The organism is Methylobacterium trifolii, assembly GCF_022179685.1.
Classification (GTDB): Bacteria; Pseudomonadota; Alphaproteobacteria; order Rhizobiales; family Beijerinckiaceae; genus Methylobacterium; species Methylobacterium trifolii.
In genome coordinates, this window is the sequence record NZ_BPRB01000242.1 from 1 (window position 1) to 25,206 (window position 25,206).

Here is a 25,206-nt window from a genome sequence, read left to right on the forward strand (position 1 = left end):
TCGATCGTGCGCAGGGCCGATATCGCGGCCGGCGCGATCGAGGGCACGCTGAGCGCGCCGGGGGCGCACAACCGGCTGATCGTGGCCGGCCACAGCCTCGGCGGCAACATGCTCGCGACCGGCCTCAAGGACGACGTGGTCAAGGCCGTGCGCCGCCACCGGTTCGGGGAGACGCTGCCGCCCGTGCTCGGCAACCTCGTGGTGCTGATCAACCCGGCCTCGGAGGCGAGCAAGTGGACCGCGATCCAGCGCGAGGTCTGGACCCACCTCGCCGAATACCCGGACGTGCACACCCCCGCCTCCGAGGTCGCCCGCGGCGACGGCTACTTCCCGCCCGAGCAGCGGCCGGTGATGATGTCGGTGACGGCGGCCCTCGCCTTCCCGGCGGGCGGCCTGCGGCCCGGCGACTGCGCCTGGATCGGGCTCAATGCCGACGATTCCTTCGCGGCCGCGCGCGGTCGAATCCGAGGCCGGTTGGCTGCCACCGACCGGATGTTCGATGCAGGCGTCGACTACGACTGGGCGACCCACGACCTGTTCCCGACCTTCAAGTTCGACTTCCGCCCGGCCGCGGGCTACCTCGACAGGGCCGCCGCCCGCTTCGAGGGCCGCCTGCCCCGCGGCGAGAGCTGCACGCCCCCGCCGCCCGCGGGCTTGGCCGCCGGGCTCATGACGCTGCCCCTGCGCACCCTGTCGCTGCTCGCGGCCACCTTCCCGTTCCAGAACACCCTGCGGGAGGAATCGCACACGATCGGCAACCTCGACCCGCCGCGGCCGGCCGCCGGCGTGCTCGCGGATGCCCAGCCTTCCGCCGCCCCCTTCGGCACCACCCACGAACTCCTCGGCCTCGACGCGCCAGGCCTGGAGCGACACCACCCCTACGCCTCCCTCGCCGATGCCCGGATCGACTGCCCGCGCTCCGACCACTGGCTGACCCGCGCGCGGCTGGCGCGTGCCGACCGGCGCGGTGCCTTCTGGGACAGCGGCGACCTCGCACCGGCCGATCCGGCGCGCCCCGGCGAGGGCGGCCCGGCGGCACGCTTCCAGCACGGCCTGCAACTCACCGGCATCGCGCCGATCACACGGCCCAACGACCCGTTCTGGAACGTGCGCGCCTTCGACAACGCCCTCTCGCGCCACGACGGCTACCGGCTGTCCTCGTTCATCTGCGCCCTGAACCAGCTCGTCATGGACGACATCACCGGTGCTCCGGCGGCCATGAGCGACCATCGGAGCGGGTCTGCGCCCTGAACCGGACGATCCCGGCCCGCCGGAGCGGTGCGGAACCCCGTCACCGTCGACCGACCTGTTCGCGCGAGCGGAATCGTCACGCCCGCCCTTGCGTCCGAAGCCGAACAGACCATCTCAGAACCATCCAGTCGGATGGCTCTGGGATGGTTTAGAGATGACCCGCGACTTACACGAACAACGGCCCAAGCTGCCGGACAGCGAGAAGCTGACCGTCAACCTCGGGTTCGTGGACCTCGGGCACATCGACCTTCTGGTCCGCGACGGCTTCTATGCCAACCGGGCCGACTTCATCCGCACGGCGGTGCGCAACCAGATCGAGCGGCAGGGGGACGCGGTAAAGCAATCCGTCGTCCGCAAGCAGTTGCGGCTCGGCCTGTCCCACTACACACGGCAAACCCTGGAGGCCGCCCGGGATTCCGGGACGCCGATCCACATCCAGGTGCTGGGCCTGGCCAGCATCGCCCTGAACGTAACCCCGGAACTCGCCCGCGCGGCGATCGCCTCCGTCGAGGTGCTGGGTGCGTTCCAGGCGAGCCCCGCGGTCAAGGCGGCGCTCGCCGACCGTACCAACTGACCCGTCGTCGTCACGTCTACCCGCGGAGAAGGCCGTGCATCCCGCACCGTCAACGCTCCGCCTTGCAGGATCATGTCCGATGAGCCGCTTCCCGAAGATGGCGTTTCCGAAATTCTCGTTTCCGAAGGACGACACGACCCGCGCCGCGCGGGTGATGGAGGCGATGGCCCGACTCAAGGACCGGCAGGCCGCTGCCTACGCAGCATGGGCCGAGGCGCGCCGAAACCGGGCGGAAGCGGATGCGGCGACCACGACCGATGCCGCGGTCATCGACATGGTCGCGCCATCGGCCCAGGACGGGGCCTGGACGGCGCCGAACACCGACGGGAACGCTCCGGATGGGCATCCCTTCACCGGACCACAGGGGGACATCGCCGGCAACGTGATGCGGACGATCCAGGACTCGCTGGCGAAGGCCGGTCTCGGGGCGGGCCTGGGCGGTACGCCGCCCGCGCCGGTTCGGATTCCGGAGGGCGCACGCTTCGAGGAACGCACGTTCGCGAGCGCTGTCGGGAGCCGCAGCTACAAGGTCTACGTCCCGAGCGGCTATTCCGGACAGGCGCTGCCGGTCGTCGTGATGCTGCACGGTTGCACGCAAGGTCCGGACGACTTCGCCGTCGGCACGCGGATGAACGCGGTGGCCGAGGAGCAGACCTTCCTGGCGGTGTATCCCGGCCAACCCCGTTCGGCCAACATGCAGCGGTGCTGGAACTGGTACGAGCCCGGGGACCAGCAGCGCGAGGGCGGCGAGCCCGCCCTGATCGCCGGCATCACCCGGCAGGTCATCGAAGAGTTCTCGGCCGATCCGAGCCGGGTCTACGCCGCGGGCCTTTCGGCCGGCGGGGCGGCGGCCGCGATCCTGGCGGCGACCTACCCCGACCTGTTCGCGGCGGTGGGCGTTCATTCGGGGCTCGCCTGCGGGGCGGCGCGGGACGTGCCTTCGGCTTTTGCTGCCATGAAGGGCAACGGCGTGGCCGCGGCGGGGGGACGGCGGCACGCCGTCCCGACCATCGTGTTCCACGGCGACGACGACCGCACGGTCGATTCCGCCAACGGCGATCAGGTCGCCGCGCAGGGACCCTCCGGGCCGGGCCTCACGCAGGCCGTGACACAGGACCGGACACCGGACGGCGTCGCCTACACCCGGACCGTCCGGACGGACGCGTCAGGCCGCACCGTCCTGGAACAATGGGTGCTGCACGGGGCCGGGCATGCCTGGTCGGGCGGCGATCCCAGGGGGTCCTTCACCGATCCGCGCGGGCCGGATGCGAGCCGGGAGATGACCCGGTTCTTCATGGCGCACACCAACGCGGCCGGAGCAGCCCGTCACTGAGGGCTCGGACCCGGGGAGCGGGCTTCGGAAGCCTGCTCCCGCCGCGTTCGATGCGGCGGGAGGTCCCGGACACCGACATCGAGCATCGGCGCGGGGCGACACTCAGCCCACGCGGCGGGCGACGATGGTCGTGCGCGGTACGAGGCGCCAGCCGTCATCGACGGCGAGCGGCGAGAAGGCACGGTACGTGTCGTCCCGAACCGTCTCGATCTCGAAGTCGCAGATCGCCAGGATTCGCCGGTAGGTCTCCAGCGTGTACGTCCAGAAGATGTAGCTTCGTTCGGGATGGGCGGCATCGCCGTTGAAGCGCGCGAGAGGTTCCTCACCCGGGATGATGTCGGTGTTGATGACGATGCGACGCGACGCGACCGTCGCAACCGAACCGATCGCACGGATCGGGTCGCCGAGGTGCTCCAGGATCGCCCCCAGGATCACGACGTCGAAGCTGCCGATGCCCTCAGGCAGGTCGTAGACGTCGCCGTAGATCGCCCGCGCCCGCGAACCGAGATTGCGGTGCGTGAACCAGTAGGCATTCTTCCACGTGTCGAAGGCTTTGGTCTGTGCCTCCACCCAGGCGGCGTGATCCGTGACGTAGGGGCTGCCCCGGAACGGCAGCAGGTGCTGGCGGGCAGCGGTGTCGAGATCGAACGAGACGACCTCGCGTGCGCCTGCCGCTTCCGCGGAGAAGCTGAGAAAGCCCGAGGCGGCGCCGACATCGAGAACGCGGGCGTCCGTCAGGTCGATATGGCCGGTATAGTCGGCATAGCGCCCGCGCAGGTCCCAGTGGCCCTCGGCGGTCGTCCCGTCCGCCAAGTCGATGGTGTGATAGAAGAAGCAGTCGTCCCGGCTCACCGGCGCTCGGGAGCTTGCCCAGTTCGGCTGCGCTCTGCGCGCGATCTCGCTGTTCATGATCTGAAGACCCAATCGTCGTTGCGGAACTGGTACCGGCCGTTGAGGCAGCGTTGTGCCGCTTCCAGCGCCGGATGTTCGGTGAGCATCGTGAGGACCTCACCGATGAAATGCGTTCCGCCTTCCGCGGGGGGCTGGCGATGCATCATCACCTGCGTGAAGATCGGCACGAAGGCCGGACCCGGAACGTCCGGGCCGCGCCGAACCGAGCCGGCCCAGGTCGAACGGGTCGCCGTGGCGAGCACCGGTGCGGCCGTTTCATCGGCCAGTTGGTTGGCACGACGCCCGGCGTGGAAGTGGAGGGCCAGGAAGGCGTCGAGGTCCATCGCGGCGAGCGGTTGAGTCTCGGAGCGCCAGGAGCCGTCGGAGAACGTCAACCCGGTCTCGGCGGCGACACGCGGCAGGATCGGCGTGCGCTCCTCCGGCTGGAGTTCGGGAAGATCGGTCGGCCAGGATGCGACGAGGCGCGTCCCGACGAGGCGCTCGATCGCCTCGACCACATGGCGGTAGAGCAGCAGCGTGGGATGATCGGGGATCAGGAACATCCGCCGGTCGCGGAAGCCGTCGAGTATGAAGTCGGAGACACGGACTTCGCAGTCGAAGTGCTCCTCCTGTGCGATGAGTTTGCGTGTCGAGTAGGCGAAGACCTGTCTGATGCCGTCCTCGGAAGGGAACTCCGCTCGGGCGTGACGCGAGAACGCGTCGAGGTCCCAGAACTGCCGGCTCAGGTCGATCAGGTCCGGGAAGTACCAGCCGTGGTGCCCCCAGAACCGGCCTTTGTCGGCACCGGGCGCATGACCGTGCCATTCGAGCCAGGGGAAGCGGATCGTCGAGACACCGGCCTCCGCACAAGCCGCATCGAGAAAGACCGTGTTGTAATCACCCTTGTTCTGGATCGGCGAGTAGATGACGGCGTCGTAATCTCGCAGGCGTTCGTAAGGGAACGGCTTGCCGGACGCGACGACCTGGAAATTGATCAGCAGATCGACCTCGTGGCGGCCCTGCGGCCCCAACTCGTCGATCAGGCGCTTGATGATGAGCGCGTGACAGCCTCCGTAGACGAGCAACCTCACGGCACGTGCCTCTTTCTCATGGTCGTCCCGGGACGCCTGCGATCGCCTCTCCCGAGGATTTCAATGGATTGCCACCTCGTGAAGCATGAAGCCCAGGAGCCGCGTATCCTGCGACCCGGTCAGAGCGGCCGGCGACGAACATCCCGTGCTTTGGATCGTCAGGCAGAGCGTCGGCGTGGACGCGGCGGCGGGCGTCCTCGGTAAGGCGATCTCGAACGCGTTCCCGCCGTTGTGAGCCCTCTCCACGGCCTTGAGGGGGGCGGCGTCCGAGACGGCGGTGATCGTCACGGAGACGCCCTCGTGGAGCATATGTCCGAACAGCGTTATCCGCGTGGCCGCCGGGGTCGGCGAGAGGTAGACCAGAGCGAGTTCCGGCCCGGTCCAAGGGTGCCGGCTGTCCGCGTCGCAGAAGCCGATCATGCGCACGAAGCGCTTCTGGTTGGCGGACCCCATGACGACCTTCTGCCCGACCGGCAGCGGGTCGAGCATCGTCTCGGCCTCCCATGCGGCCCGTTGCCGAAGCCAGGCAGTGAAGGTCTCGAGACATTCGGCCTTGGTCGTCCGGTCCTCCACGTCGCGTTGCTCGAGGGCATCCGCCAGGCGAAGGCGCCAAAGCAGGCTATCGGCCGGCTTCGGATGCTCGGCCGCTGCCTGGACGTGCGCGGGCAGACTTTCGAAGAAGGCGTGGTGAGCGACGAGCGCCAGCGTGTTGGCGCCCAAGGCCGCCACGACCTCCCAGAAGCTGAGATCGCCGTGGGGTACCACATCGGGAAGGCACGATACCGCGTCCGGCTCTGCGAGAACGGCCGCGTCATGGACGATCTGGAGGGTTCGCGCCTGCCGATAGGCGTCTCGCGCCGGGCGAAAATAGGCCTGCAGGGATGCGGTGAGCCGCTGGTTCGTGCCCTGCCGCAGGATTGCCGCCTGGACGTAGTCGACGATCCGCTCGGGGCCGAGGCTCCTGATCAACATGGGATCGAGGGCGAGCCGGCTCTGTTCGAGCAGGTCGAAGGTCGCCCGCGCCGTTGCCAGGGCCTCGGCCCAGGCATCGTCGACCGCATCCTCGATACCGGCGGGCGCCTCGAGGTCGATGAGGCAACTCGCATGCGCGGCCGCGCGCCGCCGCAGCAAGACCTCCTCGCGCGCGAGGAAGTCGAGGAGGCCTGCCGCGTAGCCCCGGCAATCGGTGCGCATCGCGTGGGCGCGGCCACGGGCGCCGATCGCGGCCAAGGCCTCGCGGTCGCCGAGGAGGCGCACCATCGACACGGCGATCGCATCGATGTCGCGCGGTCGCGAGACCTTGACGACGGCGTCATCCGGGATCTCGGCGTAGCAGCCGGTATCGAACACCATGACGGGTTTGCCCGTCACGAGTTGCTCGATCAGCGAGACGGACGCCCCCTCGGTGTTGGGATAGCGCAGATTGACGAAGGCGTCAGCCTCCGAACTCAGCGTCCCCAGTTCCGCGTCGGTCAGATCGAGGGCGAAGCGGACGCATCGATCGAGCGCATGTTCGTGGATGAGGCCGCGCAGGCGGTCGAGATAGGCGGTGCTGCCGGAGAACCCCGAGATCACGTAGACGATCTCGTCGCGCAGCCGCGGCGCGCCGGCGATGGCCAGAAGGATGTCGTCGATGCACTTGGTCGGCTGCACGTGTCCGAACGACACGATCGTTCGCCGACGATCCGTACCGGCCGAATGGGTCCGCCCGGCGCACGGCGTGCGCTGGTCGTGCGGCATGCCGAGGCGCAGCACCGGCCCCTCGAACCGGGGTGCGACGTAGGCCTCGGCATAGGCCGAGTGTACGACGAGAGCCGAGCCGAGCTGGATCAGCGGGGCGCCCAACGGCTCGGAGGCACTGAAGTCCGAGTCCCAGACCCCGTAGCGCAATCCGCCCGCCTGCGTGATGTTCGACTGGCGAATCCGCCGTAACGCGTCCGGCGTGCCGTAGCGTGCGAACAGCGCCACGTAGTCGGCAAATCCGCTGTCACGGGCATCGACCATTCGAGCCAGGAAATGCTGGTAGACATAGTCGTGGCATATCACCACGCCCGGGTAGTTGCGCATGACCTCGAAGATCTGCTGATGATGCTCCTCGTTGTTGCCGATGTTGAACACCAGGATGTCGAAAAGGTCATAGAACCGGCTGTTCGTCCGGGCCGATGCGATGTCGATGACGCGGTGGCGACTGGGATACAGGCCGTCGACCAGCGCTGTGATGATCGTCAGGTCGATGTGCCGGCCGTCATAGGCCTCGGGCATCGCATCGGTCACGGCCTTGCTGAAGGTGCCGACGCCGGTTCGATTGTTGAACGGGGTGAGCCAGCCGATCCGCAGCGTCATGCGACGAGATCTCTCGCGAGACTGTCCCAGGATCGCGCGGCGGGTGCCGCCGACGCGCGCCCGTTGTCGGCAAGCTGGCGATACAGGTTGGGTGTATCGAGAAGCAACGACAGAAACTCGCAGGCCTCACCGTAAGAGTTGCAGGACAGGACGTTGTGGCGGTCCCGCAGGTCGGCAGGCCAGCCGCCCTGCGGGTCCCCTGGCGCATAATCGAAGCACAGAACTGGAATGCGGCTCTGCCAGCTGTCCCAGATCCGGAGGCGCTCGCTATCGTCGGCCTGCCCGCCGATATGGATGTGGATGCTCGACGTGAAGTCGCTGACTTCGTCGTCGCGGAGATAGCGCACGCAATTGTGCGGCTCACCGTCGAGTCCGACGCATTCGATGAAGAACGTACCGGTATCGAGAAACCGCGCAGTGATCGTTCGCGCGAGCCGGTCGTCGTCGAGATGGTTGACGATCGTCAGACGCGGCGTGTCGCCTGGGCGAGAGGGCTCGCCGGACAGATCGACCGGCGGTAGATCGTAGAGCCGGGCTTCGGCTTTCGGCAGGAAGGTCGAGACCTGCCGTGCCCGCTGGCCGAGCAGGCTCACGCGCGACGTCGTCCGCCCGGTCCCGGCGCAGGTGATCAGCCGCGTGATGTCGCGGTCCTGCGTGGCACGGGAGGGATGGGGATCGAGATAGATCAGGCTTGTCTTGACGATGTTGGCGAGGCGCTCGTGCGCCGTGAGGCCGATCGAAACGACGCTGTGAGCACTCGCATAGGCCGTGCCCTTGCGCGGCCGGCAAACCCCGTCGAGCGAGAAGTTGGGCCGCAGTTCACGTCCCTCGGCCCGCGCCATCCGCGACAGAGCCGCCTCGACGTTTCGATAGACGAGGGCGGATTTCTTTCGATCGTTCTGATCGTCGTTACGATACAGAATAGCCTTCGACATCGTGTGAAACCTCAGCCTCGGTGGCAAATCTTCACAAGCGCCTCGTCAGCGCCGAGCCGTATCCTCGGGGCCGGCCCTCCGAGCCGGCGCTGACGAATCGTAAATTTCTATCGCAGGTTGTGCTACCAGTTGTAAATCGCCCGGTCCAGGGTGTCCCTGTCGGTTCACATATGTGGCAGCTTGGCCGGGGCTTCTTGCGCGGGCAGCCTGCCCTTGGCGGCGGCGGCGATTTACGAGGTAGCCCTCCGGCCCCCTCAGACATATAGACTTCATTGCGCTTATTACTGAGTTTTCTGTTTTTGCTTATTAATATAAACTCGAACAACGGCCTGATATCGATCGATATGTCAAAATTTTAGTGACTATGACTAGGACTTTATAGTTCGAAAAATTGCGTTTCGTCTCACTAAATATCTGAGTGAGATGGAAGATAATCTTATATTCGACCTAATAGAGCGCTTGAAGGCAGCTTACTTCGAGAGACCGACCGACTGACGGCGCGCTCGTCTGGGGTGGCTGCCTACACCATGCCCATAAAACTCGAAGCCATGAGTTCAGGCCCCGCAAACCATCTTCAAGTTGCATTATAACGGACAGATTCGCTCTGCGGTTGAAATACGCAGTCGCAGGCTATGCAACCCGGAGTAGTAGGAGGTGGGAAACATATGCACTCTCTGTGAGAGACCTCCACGGAACCGAGCGGATCGACGTGAAGACTTTGGCGGTCGACGTGCCGTATTCCGAGACGGCCAGCCATCTCGTGCATAGCATCGCGACCTCCTACCCGGTCCACCTCGCCGATCCCGTCGCCGCAGGCTACTACTTCGTGGATAAGGCCGGATGCCACGAGATGTGGTAAGAAGACGGTCCAGTGCGTGCAGATGCCGACCGCCAGTCTCGCGAGCGAAGCGGTCTGCCCCTGCGAAAGCTTCCGAGCGACGCCGGACAACGATACCGGTTTGGTTGATCCGCCAAGCGAGAGTGGTTCATCGCCGGGTTCGGTGTATCAGGCGGCGGGATGGTGGCCTACCTCCAGTCGGCGTCCCGGGTCGAGCCTCCGAACCCGCCTGCGCGCTCGCGCCGAAGTAGTCCCTCAGCGCATGGAATTCCGGATCGGGCTCGGGGGCGCTTGCCGGAGTGCCGGCGCGCAGGCTTCACGCCGCGTTCGGGTCCCAGGACAGGGCTTGGAACCGCGCCCGTTCGTAGTCTCGGACCGGGTTGAACCAGGCGGTCTCGTCCGGAATGCGCATGATTGCATAGTAGAAGGGCAGTGTCGTGTGCCGGAGCCGCTCGATCAGTTCCTCAGGCGGCAGGTTCACCTTCTGCACGTTGTCGAGAAACCTCTCGGGCTGCGGCAGCGGATGGAAGCCGTGATGGTTGGCCCGGAAGACCGTCTGCCGCTTGTGTGAGAGATAAATATTGCTGAGCACGACGGAGATGTATTCTTCCTCGTTATCGTAGCCCGCGTTGACGGGCATGCCGTAGGCGCGACCGCGCATCTGCCGCGAGGCGTGCACGAGTTCGTGGAAGAGGATCTCGTCCGGCCTCGAACCGGGCCCTGAAGGACCGGACCGATCCCACTGGTTGGGACTGATATGCACCATGGCGTCGGCACCCGCACCGGTGCCCAGAATGGACGAACGCATGCCGGGATCGATCGGGAAGCCAGGCCGGGTCGCGGCCGGCCGGTCCTTGTGCGTGACGCCGGCCGTCGCGTTCGCGTCGTCGTGATACAACCCGTAGGGCCAGATCGTCACGATGTTCGGTGTGGCATCCAGTTCGTGAAACAGGGCATTGCCGATGTCGTAGAGGGCGATCTGCGACAGGAGGTCGGCTATGATGTCGTGAAATTCCTGCCGCCGCTGCTGAAAGTCCGCCACACTCGCCGTAAGCGACCGTCTTCGATGAGGGTCGTTCTTCTTCAGCCATGTCGGAAACCATGGCGTATTGATCTTCACGCTGTTCCCGTACGCCGTCCCGCGGGAAACGAGCACCTGTTCCGCAGTCGCACTCGGCAACGCCTTGCGAATATCGGCCGCGACGAGGGCTTTCCAGTCATCGTCGGTTGACATGGCCCCACCTCAGTGATCCTGCCGCCATGGAAATTGACCGGCGCACAAGTCGTACGAAGGTGCTCCGAATCAATCAAGTCTTCAGACAGCGTCAGAGGCAATTCAGCTAGCAGAAAAATTTATAGAATAATCGATGTACGGTGAGATACGCAGCAGTATGGATCGACGGCAACCTTGTCTACGGCATGACGATCCGATGTTCTTGCCTGGCTACCGAGCTTCGACATTTCGGTAGCGTGACCCGATGAAACGTATGGTCGATGTCGGTCGCACCGCCCTGCCGGTGGTCAGGCGCCGATCCCGATCGCTTTCGGATCGGTAACGGCGAGCCCGGAATCGCGCTACTCGGCGGCCCGCAACATGGGTGGCCGCGGTGTCGCCTCGGCCTCCGTCGTCTCGGTCGCGGCGGGAGCCTTGGCCGAGAAGCGGTGGGCCAGCCGGTCGAGGTAGATGTAGATCACCGGGGTCGTGAACAGCGTCAGGATCTGGCTGACCGCGAGGCCGCCGACCATGGCGTAGCCGAGAGGCTGGCGGATCTCCGAGCCCGTGCCGCTGGCGATCATCAGCGGGACGCCGCCGAGCAGGGCCGCCATGGTCGTCATGAGGATCGGGCGGAACCGCAGCAGGGCCGCGCGCCGGATCGCCTCTTCCGGCGGCAGGTTGTCCTCGCGCTCGGCCACGATCGCGAAGTCGACCAGCATGATGCCGTTCTTCTTCACGATGCCGATCAGCAGGATGATCCCGATCAGGGCGATCAGGCTGAAGTCGTAGCCGAACCATAAGAGCACCGCGAGCGCACCGACGCCGGCCGAGGGCAGTGTCGAGAGGATGGTGATCGGGTGGACGAAGCTCTCGTAGAGCACGCCGAGGATCAGGTAGACCACGAACAAGGCGGCCAGGATCAGCAGCGGCACGGTGCTCAGCGATTGCTGGAACGCCTGCGCCGTGCCCTGGAACCCGGTCGAGAGCGTGGCCGGCACCTGCAGGTCGCGGTTGGCCCGCTCGATCGCCGCGGTCGCCTGTCCGAGCGCTACGTCCGGCGCGAGGTTGAAGCTGATCGTCACCGCCGGGAACTGGCCCTGGTGGTTGATCGCGAGGGGCCGCACGGGGGCGGTGGTCCAGGTCGCGAAGGCGGCGAGCGGCACCTGCCCGCCGCCGTTGGGGGCCTTGACGTAGATGTTCTGCAGGCTGTCCGGCGAGCCCTGGAGCGCGGGGAGTACCTCCAGGATCACGTGGTAGCTGTTGAGCTGGGTGAAGTACTGGGCGATCTGGCGCTGTCCCAGGGCATCGTAGAGCGTGTCGTCGATGAGCTGCGGCGTGATGCCGAAGCGCGAGGCGGCGTCGCGGTTGATGCTCAGGGTCAGCGTCGTGCCGCTGGTCTGCTGGTCGGTGGCGACGTCGCGCAATTCGGGGAGCGTCTTCATCCGGTCGAGGATGCGCGGCGCCCAGGCGTTGAGCTCCGAGAGGTCCGGGTCCTGGAGGGTATATTCGAACTGGGTGCGGTTGGTGCGCCCGCCCGTGCGCACGTCCTGCTGCGCCTGAAGGAAGACCTTCATCCCGATCAGGCCGTTCAGCTTCGGCCGCAGCCGGCCGATGATCTGGAAGGCGTTCACGTCGCGCTCGTCGCGCAGCTTGAGGGTGATGAACATCCGTCCGGAATTCAGGGCCTGTCCGTTGCCGCCCACCACCATGGCCACGGTGGCGACCGCCGGGTCCGCCTGGATGATCGCCCCCGCCTCAGCCTGCGCGCGCGTCATCGCCCGGAACGAGATGTCCTGGCCGGCCTCCGTGATGCCGACGATCAGGCCGGTATCCTGCTGCGGGAAGAAGCCTTTGGGGATGACGACGAACAGGTAGACCGTCAGCGCCAGCGTCGCGAAGAAGGTCAGCAGCGTGACGAAGCGGAAGCGGAGCGCCACGTCGAGGGCGTGCGCGTAGGCCGAAAGCAGCGCCTCGAAGCAGCGCTCGCTGAAGCGGTAGAGCCGGCCGTGGCGCTCGGCATCGTGAGGCTTGAGGAAGCGCGAGGCCATCATCGGGGTCAGGGAGAGGGAGACGAAGGCCGAGACCGCGATCGTCATCGACAGGACGACGGCGAATTCACGGAACAGCCGCCCGATGATGCCGCCCATCAGGAGCAGCGGGATCAGCACGGCGATGAGCGAAATGCTGATCGAGACGATGGTGAAGCTGACCTCGCCCGCCCCCTTGAGCGACGCGTCGTGGGGGCTCATGCCTTCCTCGACGTAGCGGCTGATGTTCTCCAGCACGACGATGGCGTCGTCCACGACGAAGCCGACCGCGATCGTCAGGGCCATCAGCGACAGGTTGTCCAGGGTATAGCCGGCGAGCCACATCAGGGCGCAGGCGCCGAGCAGCGCCAGCGGGACGGTGACGCTCGGGATGATCGTCGCCCAGACGCTGCGCAGGAACACGAAGATCACCGCCACCACCAGGGCGATGGTGAGCAGAAGCGTGAACTGCACGTCCTCGACCGAGGCGCGGATCGTCTGCGTGCGGTCGCTCAGGATCTCGACCTTGATGCCCGCCGGAAGCGCAGCGGTGAGCTTCGGCAATTGCGCCTTGATCCGGTCGACGGTGTCGATGACGTTGGCGCCGGGCTGCTTGAACACGACGAGGAAGACCCCGCGTTTGCCGTTGGCCCAGCCGGCCTGCTTGGTGTCCTCGGCGCCCGCCACCGCCGTGCCGATGTCGCGCACCCGCAAGGGCGCGCCGTTGCTGTAGGCGACGATGACCTCGTTCCAGTCCTTGGCCGCGGTGAGCTGGTCGTTGGCGTAGATGGTGTAGCTGCGGGTCGCCCCGTCGAAGCTGCCCTTCGGGTTGTTGACCGTCGTCAGCGAGAGCTGGGTGCGCACGTCCTCCAGGGACAGGTTCTTGGCGACGAGCTTGGCCGGGTCGACCTGGATGCGCACCGCCGGCTTCTGCTGGCCGCCGATCGTCACCTGCGCGACGCCGGAGATCTGGCTGATGCGCTGGGCGAGCTGGATGTCGACCGCGTCGTCCACCTCGGTGACCGGCAGGGTGTCGGAGACCGCCGAGAGCAGCAGGATCGGCGAGTCGGCCGGGTTGACCTTGCGGTAGGTCGGCGGGCTCGGCAGGTTCTTCGGAAGCTGGCCGCCGGCGGCGTTGATGGCGGCCTGAATGTCGTTGGCCGCGCCGTCGATGTTGCGGTTGAGGTCGAACTGCACCGTCACCGCCGAGATCCCCAGGGAACTCGTCGAGGTCATCTGCGCGACGCCGGGGATCTGTGAGAACTGGCGCTCCAGGGGCTGGGCCACGGACGAGGCCATCGTTTCCGGGCTGGCGCCGGGCAGCTGGGCCGTCACCTGGATCGTCGGGAAGTCCACCTGCGGCAGCGGCGCGACGCCCAGCAGCGGATAGGCGACGGCCCCCAGGAACAGGATGCCGACCATGATCAGCGTGGTCGCGACCGGGTAGCGGATGAAATAGCCCGAGATGCCGGCCTTCATCTCAATGGACCCCGGCGGCGGCGTCGGACGGCTGCGTCATCCCGATCCGCTTGGCCGCCTCCGGCGCCTTGTCCACCACCCGCGCGCCGGGCAGCACCCGTGCCTGTCCGGCGACGATCACCTGCTCGCCGGGCGTGAGCCCGCTCAGCACCCGCGTCCGCCCGAGGCCCGAGCGGCCGACCTTTACCGGTCGCGGATGCGCCGTGTCGGCCGCATCCACGACGAAGGCGTAGAGGCCCTCGGGGCCGTGCTGGACCGCGTCGTCCGGCACCGTCAGCGCGTCCGCGACGATGCCGACGCGCATACGGGTCGACACCGACAGCCCGGGCCAGAGCGCATGGTCCGTGTTCGCGAACACGGCCTTGAGGCGGATCGTGCCGGTGGCGGTGTCGACTTGGTTGTTGATCAGCGCGAGGCGCCCTTCCGAGAGCTTGGCCTGCCCGTCGGTGCTCCAGGCCTCGACGGGGACCGTGCCCTTCGCCAGCGCCGCGGTGATCTCGCGCAGCTGATCTTCGGGCGCCGTCAGAACCACGAAGATCGGCTCGACCTGGGTGATCGTGACGATCGCGGTCTGGGCGGAGGCGTTGACGATGTTGCCGACGTCCACCTGCCGGAAGCCCGCCACCCCGTCGAAGGGCGCGCGGATCGTGGCGTAGCCCAGTTGCGTCTGCGCGTTGTCGATCGCAGCCTGGTCCGAGGCGACCTGCGCGGTCAGGGAGTTGACGGTCGCGGATTGGGTGTCCGTCTGCTGGCGCGAGGCGTAGTCGCCGAGCTTGGTGTAGCGCTCGAGATCGGCCCTGGCGTTCTTGAGGGTCGATTCGTCCTGGGTCTTCTTCGCCCTCGCCTGGTCGAAGCTCGCCTGGTAGGGCCGCGGATCGACCTGCACGAGGACGTCACCCTTGGCGACCGTCTGCCCCTCCTTGAAGGCGACCGCCTGGATCTCGCCGTCGACCCGCGTCCGGACCTGCACGGTGTTGAAGGCCTGGACCGTGCCGAGGCTGCCGAGCACCTCGTCGAACGGGCCCTTCTCGACGGCCGCCAGCACCACCGGGACCGGCGCCGGTGCGGCCGCCGACGCGGCGACGGGGGCAGCCGCGTGCTCCTTCGCCCACGCGACGTAGCCGGCCCAGCCCACCAGAACGAGCCCGAGCAGCACGAGCCGGCCGCGTTTGCGGGACATCGGTCCCCGTTTCATGAATCGGACTCCGTCCATCACGGCGCGCGATCCGCGCCGCCGACCCCAGTGCCCTGCGAGCCGCCCGGACTGGAGGGCTCGACAATCCCTTGTCAGGCGCACGTGTCCGAAATGTTTCCCACCCGCCTCCGGCAAAGGCTCCCGGAGCAGATGCGTCGACGCCGCACGTGCCAAGGTGTCCCGGACGCCTTGGCCGCGTGACGGAACTCGCGTGCAGACGGCCGGTGCACAGGCGATGACGGACGCATCGGACTGGGCGGCCGCGCAGGTCGGCTGGGATGGGTGCGAGGTCCCGGCAGGCGCGTGCGGCTTGGGGGCCGGTCGGCCCGTCCGCAGATGCTCTGCGCGCGCCCGCGGTGCATGGGACGAGGTGGCCCGGCTGCGGCTTCGCCGGAGTGAGGAAGGCGACCCGGCGACCCCCCTCGGGCCGGAGCCATCACGCTCCGGTATCGTCAGGTGCGGAACCGCCGTCCGGTCTGGAAGCTTGGCTCGATGCACCGGTCCCCTGTCCGGTCGGGAGGAACGCCATGTCGAACGACACCGAGAAGCATCATGCTCTCATCAGCGGGCTGAAGACCGCCATGGGCAAGACCGACGACTCCTTCGAGCAGGCCGTCACCAGCGCCTTCGAGCACGTCTTCCAACACTTGGATCGACTGAATTCTCACGTCTCCCTCGGCGGCGCGGACGGGGAGGATCGGCCTTTGCGGCCCGGCGAGACCTCGACCCTGCGGTAGCATTCAGATCGGCACAGCCGCCGAAGCGCGACGGTCTCGTTGCTCGGGACGGCTTTCATGCGCCTCACGAGCCTCCCGGTCACCGCGAACCCTCCCTCCGGGCGCGACGACGCCGCGGGGGACCGTACCACAGGGCAAGGCGAAGCTCGGATTTCCGGACAGCGGTCTGGAAGCCGACGCCGACGACGTGGACGATAGGCAGGTTGTGCGTTGGGTCTTTTGCCAGGACACCGGCGGATCTTCGATTTCCCGACATGACCGCGACGCGTCTCAGGCGGAAGCCGGTCTCGGAAATAGTCCATGCGAGAGGCCGACCCTCTGGCCCTTCCTGGAGCCGACAGCCGTGCATGCAAAAGTCGACGTCGAATCGAGCGTCCAGCCCTGGCATCAGCGAAGCGGGGCTTGCCAAGATCGGGGAGAGCCTCTAGACACCCGTCGCGACCGGACGGGCTTCCAAGCCGTCGGGTCCGCAGGCGCCCGTAGCTCAGCTGGATAGAGCACCAGACTACGAATCTGGGGGTCAGAGGTTCGAATCCTTTCGGGCGCGCCACCCTTCACGGAATTTGCACTTGATGCGGAACCGTTGTGTATCAACGGGTTGGCCGATTATTGCTGATGTTAGACGACCCGCGGCCACTGCCTCGGTGTCCACCTGGCGCAGGGGCGACGACATCCAGACCCATGAGGTTCGGAGGCCTCGCCGGCACCTATCGCAACCTGCGGCCGCGGCGGCGCTCTCGAGCGTCGAGGGCGAGGCCGAGTCCCAGCATCAGCGCGAGACCGCCGAGATTGACCGCCACCTGGAGTGGCCAGGCGGGTCCGAGGGTGCGGTAGAGAATCCGGCCGGTGAGGGCCGCCATGCAGCCGGCCGCGAAGATCTCCAGGGAGTGCCGGCCGCAGGCGTCGAACGGGTGCAGCCATCGGCGACCGGAGAGCCGTAGCAGAGCCGGCGAGGCGAAGACCAAGCTCGTCAGGGCGAGGATGTGCAGGAGGCGCAGGGGCGCGACGCGGCTCTTGTCGGGGGCGGCCATCGCGAGGGGCCTCAAGTCCCAGAGGCCCCACTCCCCCCAGGGAGCGGCCTGCAGCAGGGCACAGACCAGGTAGATCCAGGCCGCGGCCGTGAGGATCGGATGCCGGGGGAGCAGGCCGCCGCGGGCGCGAACCGCGAGACTGAGGGCGGCCCCGATCACGAACAGGAACTGCCACGCGAACGGGTTGAAGTACCAGCCGTCGTCGACCGCGGCCGCATTGGGAAGGTTGATGGTGTGATCGACGTTCGCGGCGAGCCAGATCGTGCCCGACAGCGCGAGAACGCCCCAGACGCTCCGTCGCAGTCCGAGATAGACGAGGGGGAAGAGGGCGAGCAGCAGGATGTAGAGCGGCAGGATGTCCAGGTAGTTCGGCAGGGCGTTCAGCATGAGGCCGCGCAGGAGGCCGGGCAACAGGCCCATGTCGAGGAGCGGCCGCACGCCGAAGCGCGGCACGAGGTGGGTGTAGTCCATCCAGGCGCGCACGATGAGCAGCGTCGCCAGGAGGAGACCCGCTTGGTAGAGATAGATCCGCAGGCAGCGCCACGCGATGCGCGCGAGGGTCGGTCCGGCGCCGGCACGCTGGAACAGGCCGCCATAGGCCGCCATGGCCGAGTATCCGGCTAGCAGCACGAAGATCTCGGCGGCGTCGGAGAACCCGAAATTGTGCAGGGTGAAGAGGGCCGGCGCGTTGCCGGGGATATGATCGATGAAGATCATCAGCAGCGCGATGCCGCGGAGCACGTCGATGCGCGCGTCGCGCCGGCGCGACGTGTCGGCGGGTGGCACCGGTCCGGCCGCGTTCAGAGGCTCCGTCACGGGATCGTGGGACGGATCGGTCGAGTCGGCGACACCCTGCCGGGCAGGGTACGGTGGGGCGTCCGGCAAGACGGTATCGCCGCAGGTCAGCGCATCACCGACAGGCTCGTGAGCCATAGGCGGCACAGGCGGGGCCACAGGGCAACCGAGGCTTCCGCGTTGCCGATTCCGAAGCCGTGCCCGCCGACCGCAAAGCGATGATATTCCACCATGACCCTGGCACCTCGGCACGCCTCGTCGAGGATGCGGCTTTGCTGGGGGCTGACGATCGGATCGTCGTCGGCCTGCACCAGAAAGATCGACGGGCAATCCGCCCCGACATGGGTTTGGAGCGACCAGGCCGCACTCGCCTCTCGCGTCGGCGTCTCACCGACGAGGGAACGGCGGGTGTTCGTCGTGTCGAAGGGGGGTTGTACGGTGACGACCGGATAGATCAGCGCCGCGAAATCCGGACGCGCGGAGAGTTCGTCCACGGCGTCGATGGCTGCGTAGGAGCGGAAGGCCGAACGGGTCGCGGTCATGCCGCAGAGATGGCCGCCGGCCGAGAACCCCATGACGCCGATGCGGGCGGGATCGATGCCGAACCGGTCGGCGTTGGCACGCATCACGCGCAGGGCGCGCTGACCGTCCTGCAACGACACGACGGGGCCGTCGTTCCAGTTCTCGCTCGGGAGCCGGTAGGTCAGGACGAAGGCCGTGATGCCCTGCGCCGCGAGCCAGTAGGCGGCCGGATACGCCTCCTTGATGAGACCGATGCGCTTGTAGCCCCCGCCGCCGGCGACCAGAACCGCCGCGCCGCTCGGCTTTTGCGGAAGGAAGACTTCGAGCGTGGGAGAGGAGACGTTCGATACCGCGCCGCTGTCGTCTTGAACCAGGGCGCCCTCCGGTCCGCCGCCGCCCGGCGGTCGACCCGGCCATAGCGCGAGGCGTGCAAGGCCCCCAGCCGCGTGGACTTTCGGAAGCGAGGCTGCAAGCGCGGCGAAGGCCATGACGACGGAGCGACGACCGGGCATGGAAACGTCGTTCGCCACGCAAGCTCTCCGGACGGTCCTTCGCGGATGCAAAAGCGCACGCGGCCGATCCGTTCCATCGGGCCGACGAGATCGACCGCGCTGGCCGGTCGGCCATTTTGTGTCTACGCACGCCGCCTCTGTTATTGTTCGACGGACCAGCAGACTTCGGCAAGCTCTCGATTCTCGCGTAGTCCGCGAAACGGACGATCGTCTTCGATCTGCCGCCCGTCCGTTTCGCCGCGCATCGTGGGCCGGCTATCGCTCGGCGATCGGTTGGGCGGTTGCTCCGGTCTGCTGGGCTTGGCGCGAGAGCATCACGGCCTTGGCCCGCTCGATCGCCGACGGTCCGATAGCCAGGGGACCGTCGAACGGTCGCTCATGGAGCGCGATGACGCTCAAGGTGACGATCATCGCCGACGAGAAGATGAAGAGCGTCAGGATCTGGGCGCGCGGCCTCTCCGGATGGACGATGCCGATCGAGACGAGCGTCAGGGCGGCGAGGAAGATCAGGGTCAGCCACTTCGAATCATCCTCTTTCGCGGTGCTCAAGGCGAGACGTTCGCCCCGCGCCTCGCGCAGAGTCATGGCAACGTTCATCAGCGCCGTGTGCGCGACGGCCCCGGCTTCGCTGGTCAGCACGGGATCGGCGATGATCCGCATGAGCGCACTCAAGGCCGCGCCGGCCGCCTCGGAACTCTTGCCGCCATCGGCCATCTTCGGCCACTCGTCGGCGATGACCAGGTCGGTATAGGCCAGGAGAGCCTGACGAATGTTGGCCATGTTGGAGGTCGTCTCGATACTGAGATCGAAGGCGGAGATCAGATTCGCACGCTCCTTCTCGACCACGCGCGACCCCTGCTTCTGGCGCTCCCAGGCATCGTTGGCGACGAATCCCGTGAGCAGCGCGAGGATGATGCTGATCGAGCTGAAGAAGGCCGGCACCACACCGTCCACGACACGCAGGAACGTCGGGCGTGTGAACGGCACCATGCTGATCGCAACCATGAAAAGCGATATGGCCAGAAAGAGCAGCGCGATGAGGACCATCATCAGCCACATCGGCTGATCGAGCCATAGCCCCAAAAGCATGGTCATCCCCCGCAGGTCCCGGCGCAATCCGCCGCCAGGGATCGGGCTAGCTCAAGAGTTCGAACGCTTCATAAATTTCAGACCGCCCGAACGTCCCGGCATACGTGCACCTCGCACGACGCTCGACGACAGGGGGCCCTGCCCCGGCCGTCACCGCGCCACGGGCGTCGTGTGACAGACCACGAACCTCTCGGACGGTGCGCATCACTCCGTCCGGAGATCCGCCTCCGCGCACGGCCCTCAACGCGAACCACCGGATCGAGACGAGCCAGGACTCCTTGACCATCACATGTTTTTGGCATACCACATTCCACAGACGTTATGCCTACATCCTGCTGCAAGCGAACCGTGCGAAGTAATAGTTTTGGCATTACAATTGTTTGCAATATTTAAAAATTTATGTCTCTATATTTTAACGAATATAGTGATTTGAATCCTTCAGTATTACTATAGATCTAATATAAAGTTTAAACAGCGACGACCACGATGCCATCAGGACACTCATTCGACGGATCGATTGACGCGCCGATGTCTCAGGGAATCGACTTTGCGGATCTCGTCGCGGCTGTGGGCGATGCCGTCGTGGTCTCGGATGCGGAGGGCGCGATCACCGTCTGGAACGCGGCCGCGGAGCGGATCTTCGGCTTCTCGCAGGCCGAGGCGCTCGGGCAGCAGCTCGATCTCATCACGCCGGATCGCCATCGCCGGCGGCATTGGGACGGCTACCACAAGACGATGCGCACGGGCGTGACCCGCTACGGCAGCGAGGTGCTGCGGGTGCCCGCCCTGCACAAGGACGGCCGTTCGCTGTCGATCGCCTTCACCGTGGGGCTCCTCCACGGCGGCGACGGCGCGGTGACCGGCATCGCCGCGGTGATCCGCGACGAGACCGCGCGCTGGGCCGAGGAACGCCGGATGCGCCAACGGCTGTCGGACCTCGAAGCCGGGGCCGCGCCGCCGGAGCGAAGCTAGTGTTTCCGGAGGACGATCGAGCATCGTTCCAGTCATCGCCGGTCAACCAATCAACAACGAAAGAGGAACGTCCAAGATGAGCAAGCCGCTGGAAGGCATCAAGATCATCGACTTCACCCACGTCCAGGCCGGTCCCGCCTGCACGCAGCTCCTGGCCTGGTTCGGCGCCGACGTGATCAAGGTCGAGCGGCCGGGTGCGGGCGACGTGACCCGGACCCAGCTTCGCCACGTCGAGGACGCGGACGCCCTCTACTTCACCATGCTCAACAGCAACAAGCGCTCCCTGACGCTGGACACCAAGAAACCCGAGGGCAAGCGGGTGCTGGAGAAGCTGATCCAGGAATCCGACGTGCTGGTCGAGAATTTCGGCCCCGGCGCCCTCGACCGGATGGGCTTCTCCTGGCCCCGCATCAACGAATTGAACCCCGGCATGATCGTGGCCTCGGTGAAGGGCTTCAGCGACGGCCACCATTACGAGGACCTGAAGGTCTACGAGAACGTGGCCCAGTGCGCGGGCGGCGCCGCCTCGACCACCGGCTTCTGGGACGGGCCGCCGACCGTGAGCGCGGCAGCGCTGGGTGATTCCAACACCGGCATGCACCTGGCCATCGGCATCCTGACGGCGCTGCACCAGCGCAACAAGACCGGCAAGGGCCAGAAGGTCGCCGTCTCGATGCAGGATTCGGTGCTCAACCTCTGCCGCGTCAAGCTGCGCGACCAGCAGCGCCTCGATGCCCTCGGCTACCTCGAAGAATACCCGCAATACCCGCACGGCCAGTTCACCGACGTGGTGCCCCGCGGCGGCAATGCGGGCGGCGGCGGCCAGCCGGGCTGGGTGCTGAAGTGCAAGGGCTGGGAGACCGATCCGAACGCCTACATCTACTTCACGATCCAGGGCCACGCCTGGGCCCCGATCTGCAAGGTGCTCGGCCGCGAGGAGTGGATCGACGATCCGGCCTACAACACCGCCCGTGCCCGCCAGGACAAGATCTTCGACATCTTCGCGGTGATCGAGACCTGGCTCGCCGACAAGACCAAGTTCGAGGCGGTCGACATCCTGCGCAAGTTCGACATCCCCTGCTCCCCGGTCCTCTCCATGAAGGAGATCTCCGTCGATCCGTCGCTCCGCGCCAGCGGCACCGTGGTCGAGGTCCAGCACCCGAAGCTCGGCTCGTATCTCACCGTCGGAAGCCCGATCAAGTTCTCGGACATGCAGGTCGACATCAGGTCCTCGCCGCTGCTGGGCGAGCACACGGACGAAGTCCTGCGCGACCTCGGCTACACCGAGCAGCAGATCGAGGAGCTTCACCAGGAGGCGGCGGTCTGATCCCGTCCCGCACGGCGGCCAAGGCCTGAGACCGGACACCGCCTCCGATCCGCACGGATCGCGAGGCGGTGTCCTTGTCTTGACAGGACAGGCCGCCTCCGCGCGTCCTGCCCACGTCCCCGGTTCGAGGTCCGTATCGACGATGCGCCTGCATCTGCGCCGTCTCGTTCCGGAACCGACGCCCTTGAGCCTGCGGGAACGCGTCCGCTCGGCCGCAGGCGCCCTGATCGGAATCCTGGCGACGGGGCTGATCAGCCGGGCCGCACTCGGGGCCGAGGCGGCGCTGCCGGCCATGATCGCGCCGATGGGCGCCTCGGCCGTGCTGCTGTTCGTGGTCCCCGCCAGCCCGCTCGCCCAACCCTGGTCGATCCTGGGCGGCAACCTCGTGGCGGCCCTGGTCGGTGTCAGCGTGGCCGCGGCCGTGCCGGACCCGCTCTGGGCCGCGGCGCTGGCCATCGGCTGCGCGATCGCGCTGATGATGGCGCTGCGCTGCCTCCACCCGCCGAGCGGCGCGGTCGCCCTGACGGCTGTGCTCGGCGGACCGGCGATCCGGGACCTCGGCTACGGCTTCGTCCTGTGGCCGGTGGCGGCGAACTCCCTGCTGCTGCTTGTCGTCGCGCTCCTGTTCAACAACCTCAGCGGCCGGACCTATCCGCACCGGCAGGCCATCGCGAACGCCCACGGCACCGGGGACCCTGTGCCCTCCACCCGCGCAGGCCCGACCGCCTCCGATCTCGACGCGGCACTGAAGGATTTCGACCAGGTCCTCGACGTCGGGCGCGGCGACCTCGAAGCCATCCTGCGGCAGGCGCAGGTCCACGCCTTCCGCCGCCGTTCCGGGCAGGCGACCTGCGCCGAGATCATGTCGCGCGACGTAGTCGCGGTCGGCCCCCACACGCCCCTGCGGCAGGCCCTGGAGCTGCTGCGCCGGCACCACGTCAAGGTGCTGCCGGTGACGGACGAGGGCGCGCGGGTGCTCGGCATCGTCACGCAGACCGACCTTCTGGACAAGGCCGCCTGGGACCGGCGCGGGCCCCGCCTCGGGCTCGGCCGAAGGCTTCGCCTGACGCTCAGCCGAGGCCACGCGCCCCACGGCAGCGTCGAGGACATCATGACGACGGCGCTGCAGACGGTCCGTCCCGACACCCCCATCGCCGACGTGGTGGTGCGGATGTCGGATTACGGCCTCCACCACCTCCCCGTGGTCGGAGCGGACGAGCGGCTGGTGGGCATCGTCTCGCAGAGCGACCTGATCGGCGCGCTGCTGGCGGACGCGGCCGAACGGGCCGCCGCCCCATCCGGGCGCGCCGATGCGGACGGAACGACCCTCGCGGTCGCCACGCCGGCGTGATTCCCGATCGGCGGGCCCGAGGTCCGCCGGTCAGAGGGCGGCCGGCTCGTCCAGAAAAAGGAAATCGACTGCCCGGTCCACCACCGCCGGCTGGTAGGCGTGGGGGCCGTCGTACTCGACATAGGTCACGTCGTATCCGGCCTCCCGCAGGAGCGCGGCGTGGATGCGCCCGCTGCGCTCGATCGGGATCTGCTCGTCGCGGGTGCCGTGGGCGAGGAAGATGCGCGGCGCGCCGGCCTGGACCTGCACGGACATGAAGCCCGCCGAGGACACGATCAGGTGGGTGACGAGGTGCCCGTTGGTGAGCCCGAGGGAGAGGGTGTAGCTGCCCCCGTCCGAGTGGCCGGCGAAGGCGAGGCGGGCCGGGTCGAGCATGAACCGCCCGGCGATCGCGGCCAAAGCCGCGTCGAGCCGCTCCCGGTCCGGCCCGTTGCCGGCAATCACGATGTCCCAGGTCGGGAACAGGGATTGGGGGGCCAGCAGCAGGAAACCGCGCCCTTCCGCGTGCCGCTCCAACATCGGCAGGATCTTGTCCGCGCTGCCGCCGCCGCCGTGGAACAGCACCACCAGCGGCACGGGCTTTCGCCCGTCGAGGCCCGGCGGCACGACGAGAACGGCGTCCCGCTCAGGGAAGAGGCCGAGCGCGTGCCGGCCGGGCGGCAGGGGCTCCTGCGTCGGAAGGCGATGCGCGAAGGAGAGGCGGCCGAGCAACTGCGGGTCGATCACGCCACCGCTCATCGGCACCTCGGACGATCGCAGGGCCATGGTGGGAGGGAGGCGGTGATCCGCCTCCCCGCATTCGCGCGAGCCCGGTGCGGTCCGCTCACTTCTTGCGGAGGGCGCTCTGCGGGTTGAGGCTGCCGATGTTGCCGCTCTCGCTGCCGGCTTCCGGGTCGATCACGGCGTTGACCAGCGTCGGCCTGCCGGAATCCATCGCCTCGTTGACCGCACGGCTCAACTCGTCGGGCGTCGTCACGTGGACGCCGACGCCGCCGAAGGCTTCCATCATCTTGTCGTAGCGTGAATCCTTGACGAACACCGTGGGCGCCACGTCGGCGCCGCCGGTCGGATTGACGTCGGTGCCGCGATAGATGCCGTTGTTGTTGAAGACGACGATGCAGACCGGCAGATCGTAGCGGCAGATCGTCTCCACCTCCATGCCGGAGAAGCCGAAGGCGCTGTCGCCCTCGACCGCGAGCACCGGCTTGCCGGTCTCGACCGCGGCGGCCACGGCAAAGCCCATGCCGATGCCCATGATGCCCCAGGTGCCCACGTCCAGGCGCTTGCGTGGCTGGTACATGTCGATGATGCCGCGGGCGAGGTCGAGGGTGTTGGCACCCTCGTTGACGAGGATCGCGTCCGGCCGCTCCTTGATGATGGTGCGCAGGGCGCCGAGCGCGGAATGAAAGTCCATCGGCGCCGTGTTCTTCATCAGCTTGGAGGCCATCTTGGCGACGTTGGCGTCCCGGCGCGCCCTGATCGCCTCGATCCAGTCGGACGGCGGGGCCGGCCAGGCCGGGCCCATCCCGTCGAGGAGGGCGGAAACGCAGGAGCCGATATCGCCGACGAGCGGCGCGACGATCTCGACGTTCGAATCCATCTCCTTGGGCTCGATGTCGATCTGGATGAACTTCTTCGAGCCCGGCTCGCCCCAGGTCTTGCCCTTGCCGTGCGACAGCAGCCAGTTGAGGCGGGCG

General features: G+C 67.3%; 19 protein-coding genes, 1 tRNA gene and 1 pseudogene. 9 read left to right on the forward strand and 12 right to left on the reverse strand.

Annotation, left to right across the window (positions count from 1 at the left end; genetic code table 11):
• The 3 genes and pseudogenes from COGEMETH_RS19705 to COGEMETH_RS19715 all read left to right on the forward strand — a co-directional run.
• A pseudogene (locus COGEMETH_RS19705) lies at positions 1 to 1,251 on the forward strand (hypothetical protein); the annotation flags it as partial.
• A gap of 154 nt (positions 1,252 to 1,405) precedes the next feature.
• Complete coding sequence (locus COGEMETH_RS19710; protein ID WP_238184304.1) at positions 1,406 to 1,825, forward strand: ribbon-helix-helix domain-containing protein; 420 nt, start codon at positions 1,406 to 1,408, stop codon at positions 1,823 to 1,825.
• A gap of 79 nt (positions 1,826 to 1,904) precedes the next feature.
• Entirely contained in the window at positions 1,905 to 3,158 is a 1,254-nt protein-coding gene (locus COGEMETH_RS19715) for an extracellular catalytic domain type 1 short-chain-length polyhydroxyalkanoate depolymerase (protein WP_238184305.1), read from the forward strand.
• A 102-nt stretch (positions 3,159 to 3,260) separates the two neighbouring features.
• Here the strand turns inward: COGEMETH_RS19715 and COGEMETH_RS19720 are convergent, their stop codons facing one another.
• Genes COGEMETH_RS19720 through COGEMETH_RS19735 form a run of 4 tightly spaced genes read right to left on the reverse strand, consistent with a single transcriptional unit; the run spans position 3,261 to position 8,418 of the window.
• A complete protein-coding gene (locus COGEMETH_RS19720) occupies positions 3,261 to 4,010 on the reverse strand; it encodes a class I SAM-dependent methyltransferase (protein WP_238184306.1) in 750 nt (249 codons plus the stop codon).
• 53 nt (positions 4,011 to 4,063) lie between these two features.
• Positions 4,064 to 5,140, reverse strand: coding sequence for a WcbI family polysaccharide biosynthesis putative acetyltransferase (locus COGEMETH_RS19725; protein ID WP_283215032.1), 1,077 nt, complete (start codon positions 5,138 to 5,140; stop codon positions 4,064 to 4,066).
• A 60-nt stretch (positions 5,141 to 5,200) separates the two neighbouring features.
• Positions 5,201 to 7,483 (reverse strand): glycosyltransferase, encoded by a 2,283-nt coding sequence (locus COGEMETH_RS19730; protein WP_238184308.1) that lies wholly within the window; start codon positions 7,481 to 7,483, stop codon positions 5,201 to 5,203.
• Positions 7,480 to 8,418 carry a hypothetical protein gene (locus COGEMETH_RS19735; protein ID WP_238184309.1) on the reverse strand — a complete coding sequence of 313 codons (939 nt, stop codon included), beginning with the start codon at positions 8,416 to 8,418 and terminating at the stop codon, positions 7,480 to 7,482. Before COGEMETH_RS19735 ends, COGEMETH_RS19730 begins: the two co-directional genes overlap by 4 nt.
• A gap of 676 nt (positions 8,419 to 9,094) precedes the next feature.
• On the opposite strand from COGEMETH_RS19735, the gene COGEMETH_RS19740 reads away from it, so the two are divergent.
• Positions 9,095 to 9,277, forward strand: coding sequence for a hypothetical protein (locus tag COGEMETH_RS19740; RefSeq protein ID WP_238184310.1), 183 nt, complete (start codon positions 9,095 to 9,097; stop codon positions 9,275 to 9,277).
• A gap of 295 nt (positions 9,278 to 9,572) precedes the next feature.
• On the opposite strand, the gene COGEMETH_RS19745 is transcribed toward COGEMETH_RS19740, so the two are convergent.
• The 3 genes from COGEMETH_RS19745 to COGEMETH_RS19755 form a co-directional block, all read right to left on the reverse strand.
• Positions 9,573 to 10,490, reverse strand: a complete 918-nt coding sequence (locus COGEMETH_RS19745) for a M91 family zinc metallopeptidase (protein WP_238184311.1) — start codon at positions 10,488 to 10,490, stop codon at positions 9,573 to 9,575.
• Between the two features lie 341 nt (positions 10,491 to 10,831).
• The gene (locus tag COGEMETH_RS19750) at positions 10,832 to 13,978 is read right to left on the reverse strand and encodes an efflux RND transporter permease subunit (protein ID WP_238184312.1); all 3,147 of its coding nucleotides are present in this window, start codon (positions 13,976 to 13,978) and stop codon (positions 10,832 to 10,834) included.
• Between the two features lies 1 nt (position 13,979).
• Entirely contained in the window at positions 13,980 to 15,158 is a 1,179-nt protein-coding gene (locus COGEMETH_RS19755; protein WP_238184313.1) for an efflux RND transporter periplasmic adaptor subunit, read from the reverse strand.
• Positions 15,159 to 15,700: 542 nt separating this feature from the next.
• Here COGEMETH_RS19755 and COGEMETH_RS19760 point away from each other — a divergent pair.
• Together COGEMETH_RS19760 and COGEMETH_RS19765 are read left to right on the forward strand one after the other, a co-directional pair.
• A complete protein-coding gene (locus COGEMETH_RS19760; protein WP_238184314.1) occupies positions 15,701 to 15,910 on the forward strand; it encodes a hypothetical protein in 210 nt (69 codons plus the stop codon).
• Between the two features lie 473 nt (positions 15,911 to 16,383).
• A tRNA-Arg gene (locus COGEMETH_RS19765) sits at positions 16,384 to 16,460 on the forward strand.
• A 157-nt stretch (positions 16,461 to 16,617) separates the two neighbouring features.
• Here COGEMETH_RS19765 and COGEMETH_RS19770 read toward each other — a convergent pair.
• The 3 genes from COGEMETH_RS19770 to COGEMETH_RS19780 form a co-directional block, all read right to left on the reverse strand.
• On the reverse strand, positions 16,618 to 17,757 hold the full coding sequence (locus COGEMETH_RS19770; protein WP_238184315.1) for an OpgC family protein: 1,140 nt from the start codon (positions 17,755 to 17,757) through the stop codon (positions 16,618 to 16,620).
• An 86-nt stretch (positions 17,758 to 17,843) separates the two neighbouring features.
• Entirely contained in the window at positions 17,844 to 18,770 is a 927-nt protein-coding gene (locus COGEMETH_RS19775) for an alpha/beta hydrolase (protein WP_373875403.1), read from the reverse strand.
• A 255-nt stretch (positions 18,771 to 19,025) separates the two neighbouring features.
• Entirely contained in the window at positions 19,026 to 19,865 is an 840-nt protein-coding gene (locus COGEMETH_RS19780) for a bestrophin-like domain (protein ID WP_238184317.1), read from the reverse strand.
• A gap of 522 nt (positions 19,866 to 20,387) precedes the next feature.
• Here COGEMETH_RS19780 and COGEMETH_RS19785 point away from each other — a divergent pair.
• From COGEMETH_RS19785 to COGEMETH_RS19795, 3 genes are all read left to right on the forward strand, one after another.
• A complete protein-coding gene (locus tag COGEMETH_RS19785; RefSeq protein ID WP_238184318.1) occupies positions 20,388 to 20,831 on the forward strand; it encodes a PAS domain S-box protein in 444 nt (147 codons plus the stop codon).
• A 76-nt stretch (positions 20,832 to 20,907) separates the two neighbouring features.
• Positions 20,908 to 22,158, forward strand: coding sequence for a formyl-CoA transferase (gene frc, locus COGEMETH_RS19790; RefSeq protein WP_238184319.1), 1,251 nt, complete (start codon positions 20,908 to 20,910; stop codon positions 22,156 to 22,158).
• Between the two features lie 142 nt (positions 22,159 to 22,300).
• A complete protein-coding gene (locus COGEMETH_RS19795; protein WP_238184320.1) occupies positions 22,301 to 23,509 on the forward strand; it encodes an HPP family protein in 1,209 nt (402 codons plus the stop codon).
• 30 nt (positions 23,510 to 23,539) lie between these two features.
• On the opposite strand, the gene COGEMETH_RS19800 is transcribed toward COGEMETH_RS19795, so the two are convergent.
• Both COGEMETH_RS19800 and COGEMETH_RS19805 read right to left on the reverse strand, forming a co-directional pair.
• The gene (locus COGEMETH_RS19800; protein WP_238184321.1) at positions 23,540 to 24,247 is read right to left on the reverse strand and encodes an alpha/beta hydrolase; all 708 of its coding nucleotides are present in this window, start codon (positions 24,245 to 24,247) and stop codon (positions 23,540 to 23,542) included.
• A gap of 85 nt (positions 24,248 to 24,332) precedes the next feature.
• Positions 24,333 to 25,206, reverse strand: an 874-nt coding sequence (locus COGEMETH_RS19805; RefSeq protein ID WP_238184322.1) for a thiamine pyrophosphate-dependent enzyme, incomplete at its 5' end; no start/stop codon positions are given.

Excerpts from the sequence above, each read along its gene's own strand:
- COGEMETH_RS19710 (WP_238184304.1), top strand. The coding sequence starts at position 1,406 with ATGACCCGCGACTTACACGAACAACGGCCCAAGCTGCCGGACAGCGAG.
- COGEMETH_RS19715 (WP_238184305.1), top strand. The coding sequence starts at position 1,905 with ATGAGCCGCTTCCCGAAGATGGCGTTTCCGAAATTCTCGTTTCCGAAG.
- COGEMETH_RS19730 (WP_238184308.1), bottom strand. The coding sequence starts at position 7,483 with ATGACGCTGCGGATCGGCTGGCTCACCCCGTTCAACAATCGAACCGGC.
- COGEMETH_RS19735 (WP_238184309.1), bottom strand. The coding sequence starts at position 8,418 with ATGTCGAAGGCTATTCTGTATCGTAACGACGATCAGAACGATCGAAAG.
- COGEMETH_RS19745 (WP_238184311.1), bottom strand. The coding sequence starts at position 10,490 with ATGTCAACCGACGATGACTGGAAAGCCCTCGTCGCGGCCGATATTCGC.
- COGEMETH_RS19750 (WP_238184312.1), bottom strand. The coding sequence starts at position 13,978 with ATGAAGGCCGGCATCTCGGGCTATTTCATCCGCTACCCGGTCGCGACC.
- COGEMETH_RS19755 (WP_238184313.1), bottom strand. The coding sequence starts at position 15,158 with ATGTCCCGCAAACGCGGCCGGCTCGTGCTGCTCGGGCTCGTTCTGGTG.
- COGEMETH_RS19760 (WP_238184314.1), top strand. The coding sequence starts at position 15,701 with ATGTCGAACGACACCGAGAAGCATCATGCTCTCATCAGCGGGCTGAAG.
- COGEMETH_RS19775 (WP_373875403.1), bottom strand. The coding sequence starts at position 18,770 with ATGCCCGGTCGTCGCTCCGTCGTCATGGCCTTCGCCGCGCTTGCAGCC.
- COGEMETH_RS19780 (WP_238184317.1), bottom strand. The coding sequence starts at position 19,865 with ATGACCATGCTTTTGGGGCTATGGCTCGATCAGCCGATGTGGCTGATG.
- COGEMETH_RS19785 (WP_238184318.1), top strand. The coding sequence starts at position 20,388 with ATGTCTCAGGGAATCGACTTTGCGGATCTCGTCGCGGCTGTGGGCGAT.
- frc (WP_238184319.1), top strand. The coding sequence starts at position 20,908 with ATGAGCAAGCCGCTGGAAGGCATCAAGATCATCGACTTCACCCACGTC.
- COGEMETH_RS19795 (WP_238184320.1), top strand. The coding sequence starts at position 22,301 with ATGCGCCTGCATCTGCGCCGTCTCGTTCCGGAACCGACGCCCTTGAGC.
- COGEMETH_RS19800 (WP_238184321.1), bottom strand. The coding sequence starts at position 24,247 with ATGAGCGGTGGCGTGATCGACCCGCAGTTGCTCGGCCGCCTCTCCTTC.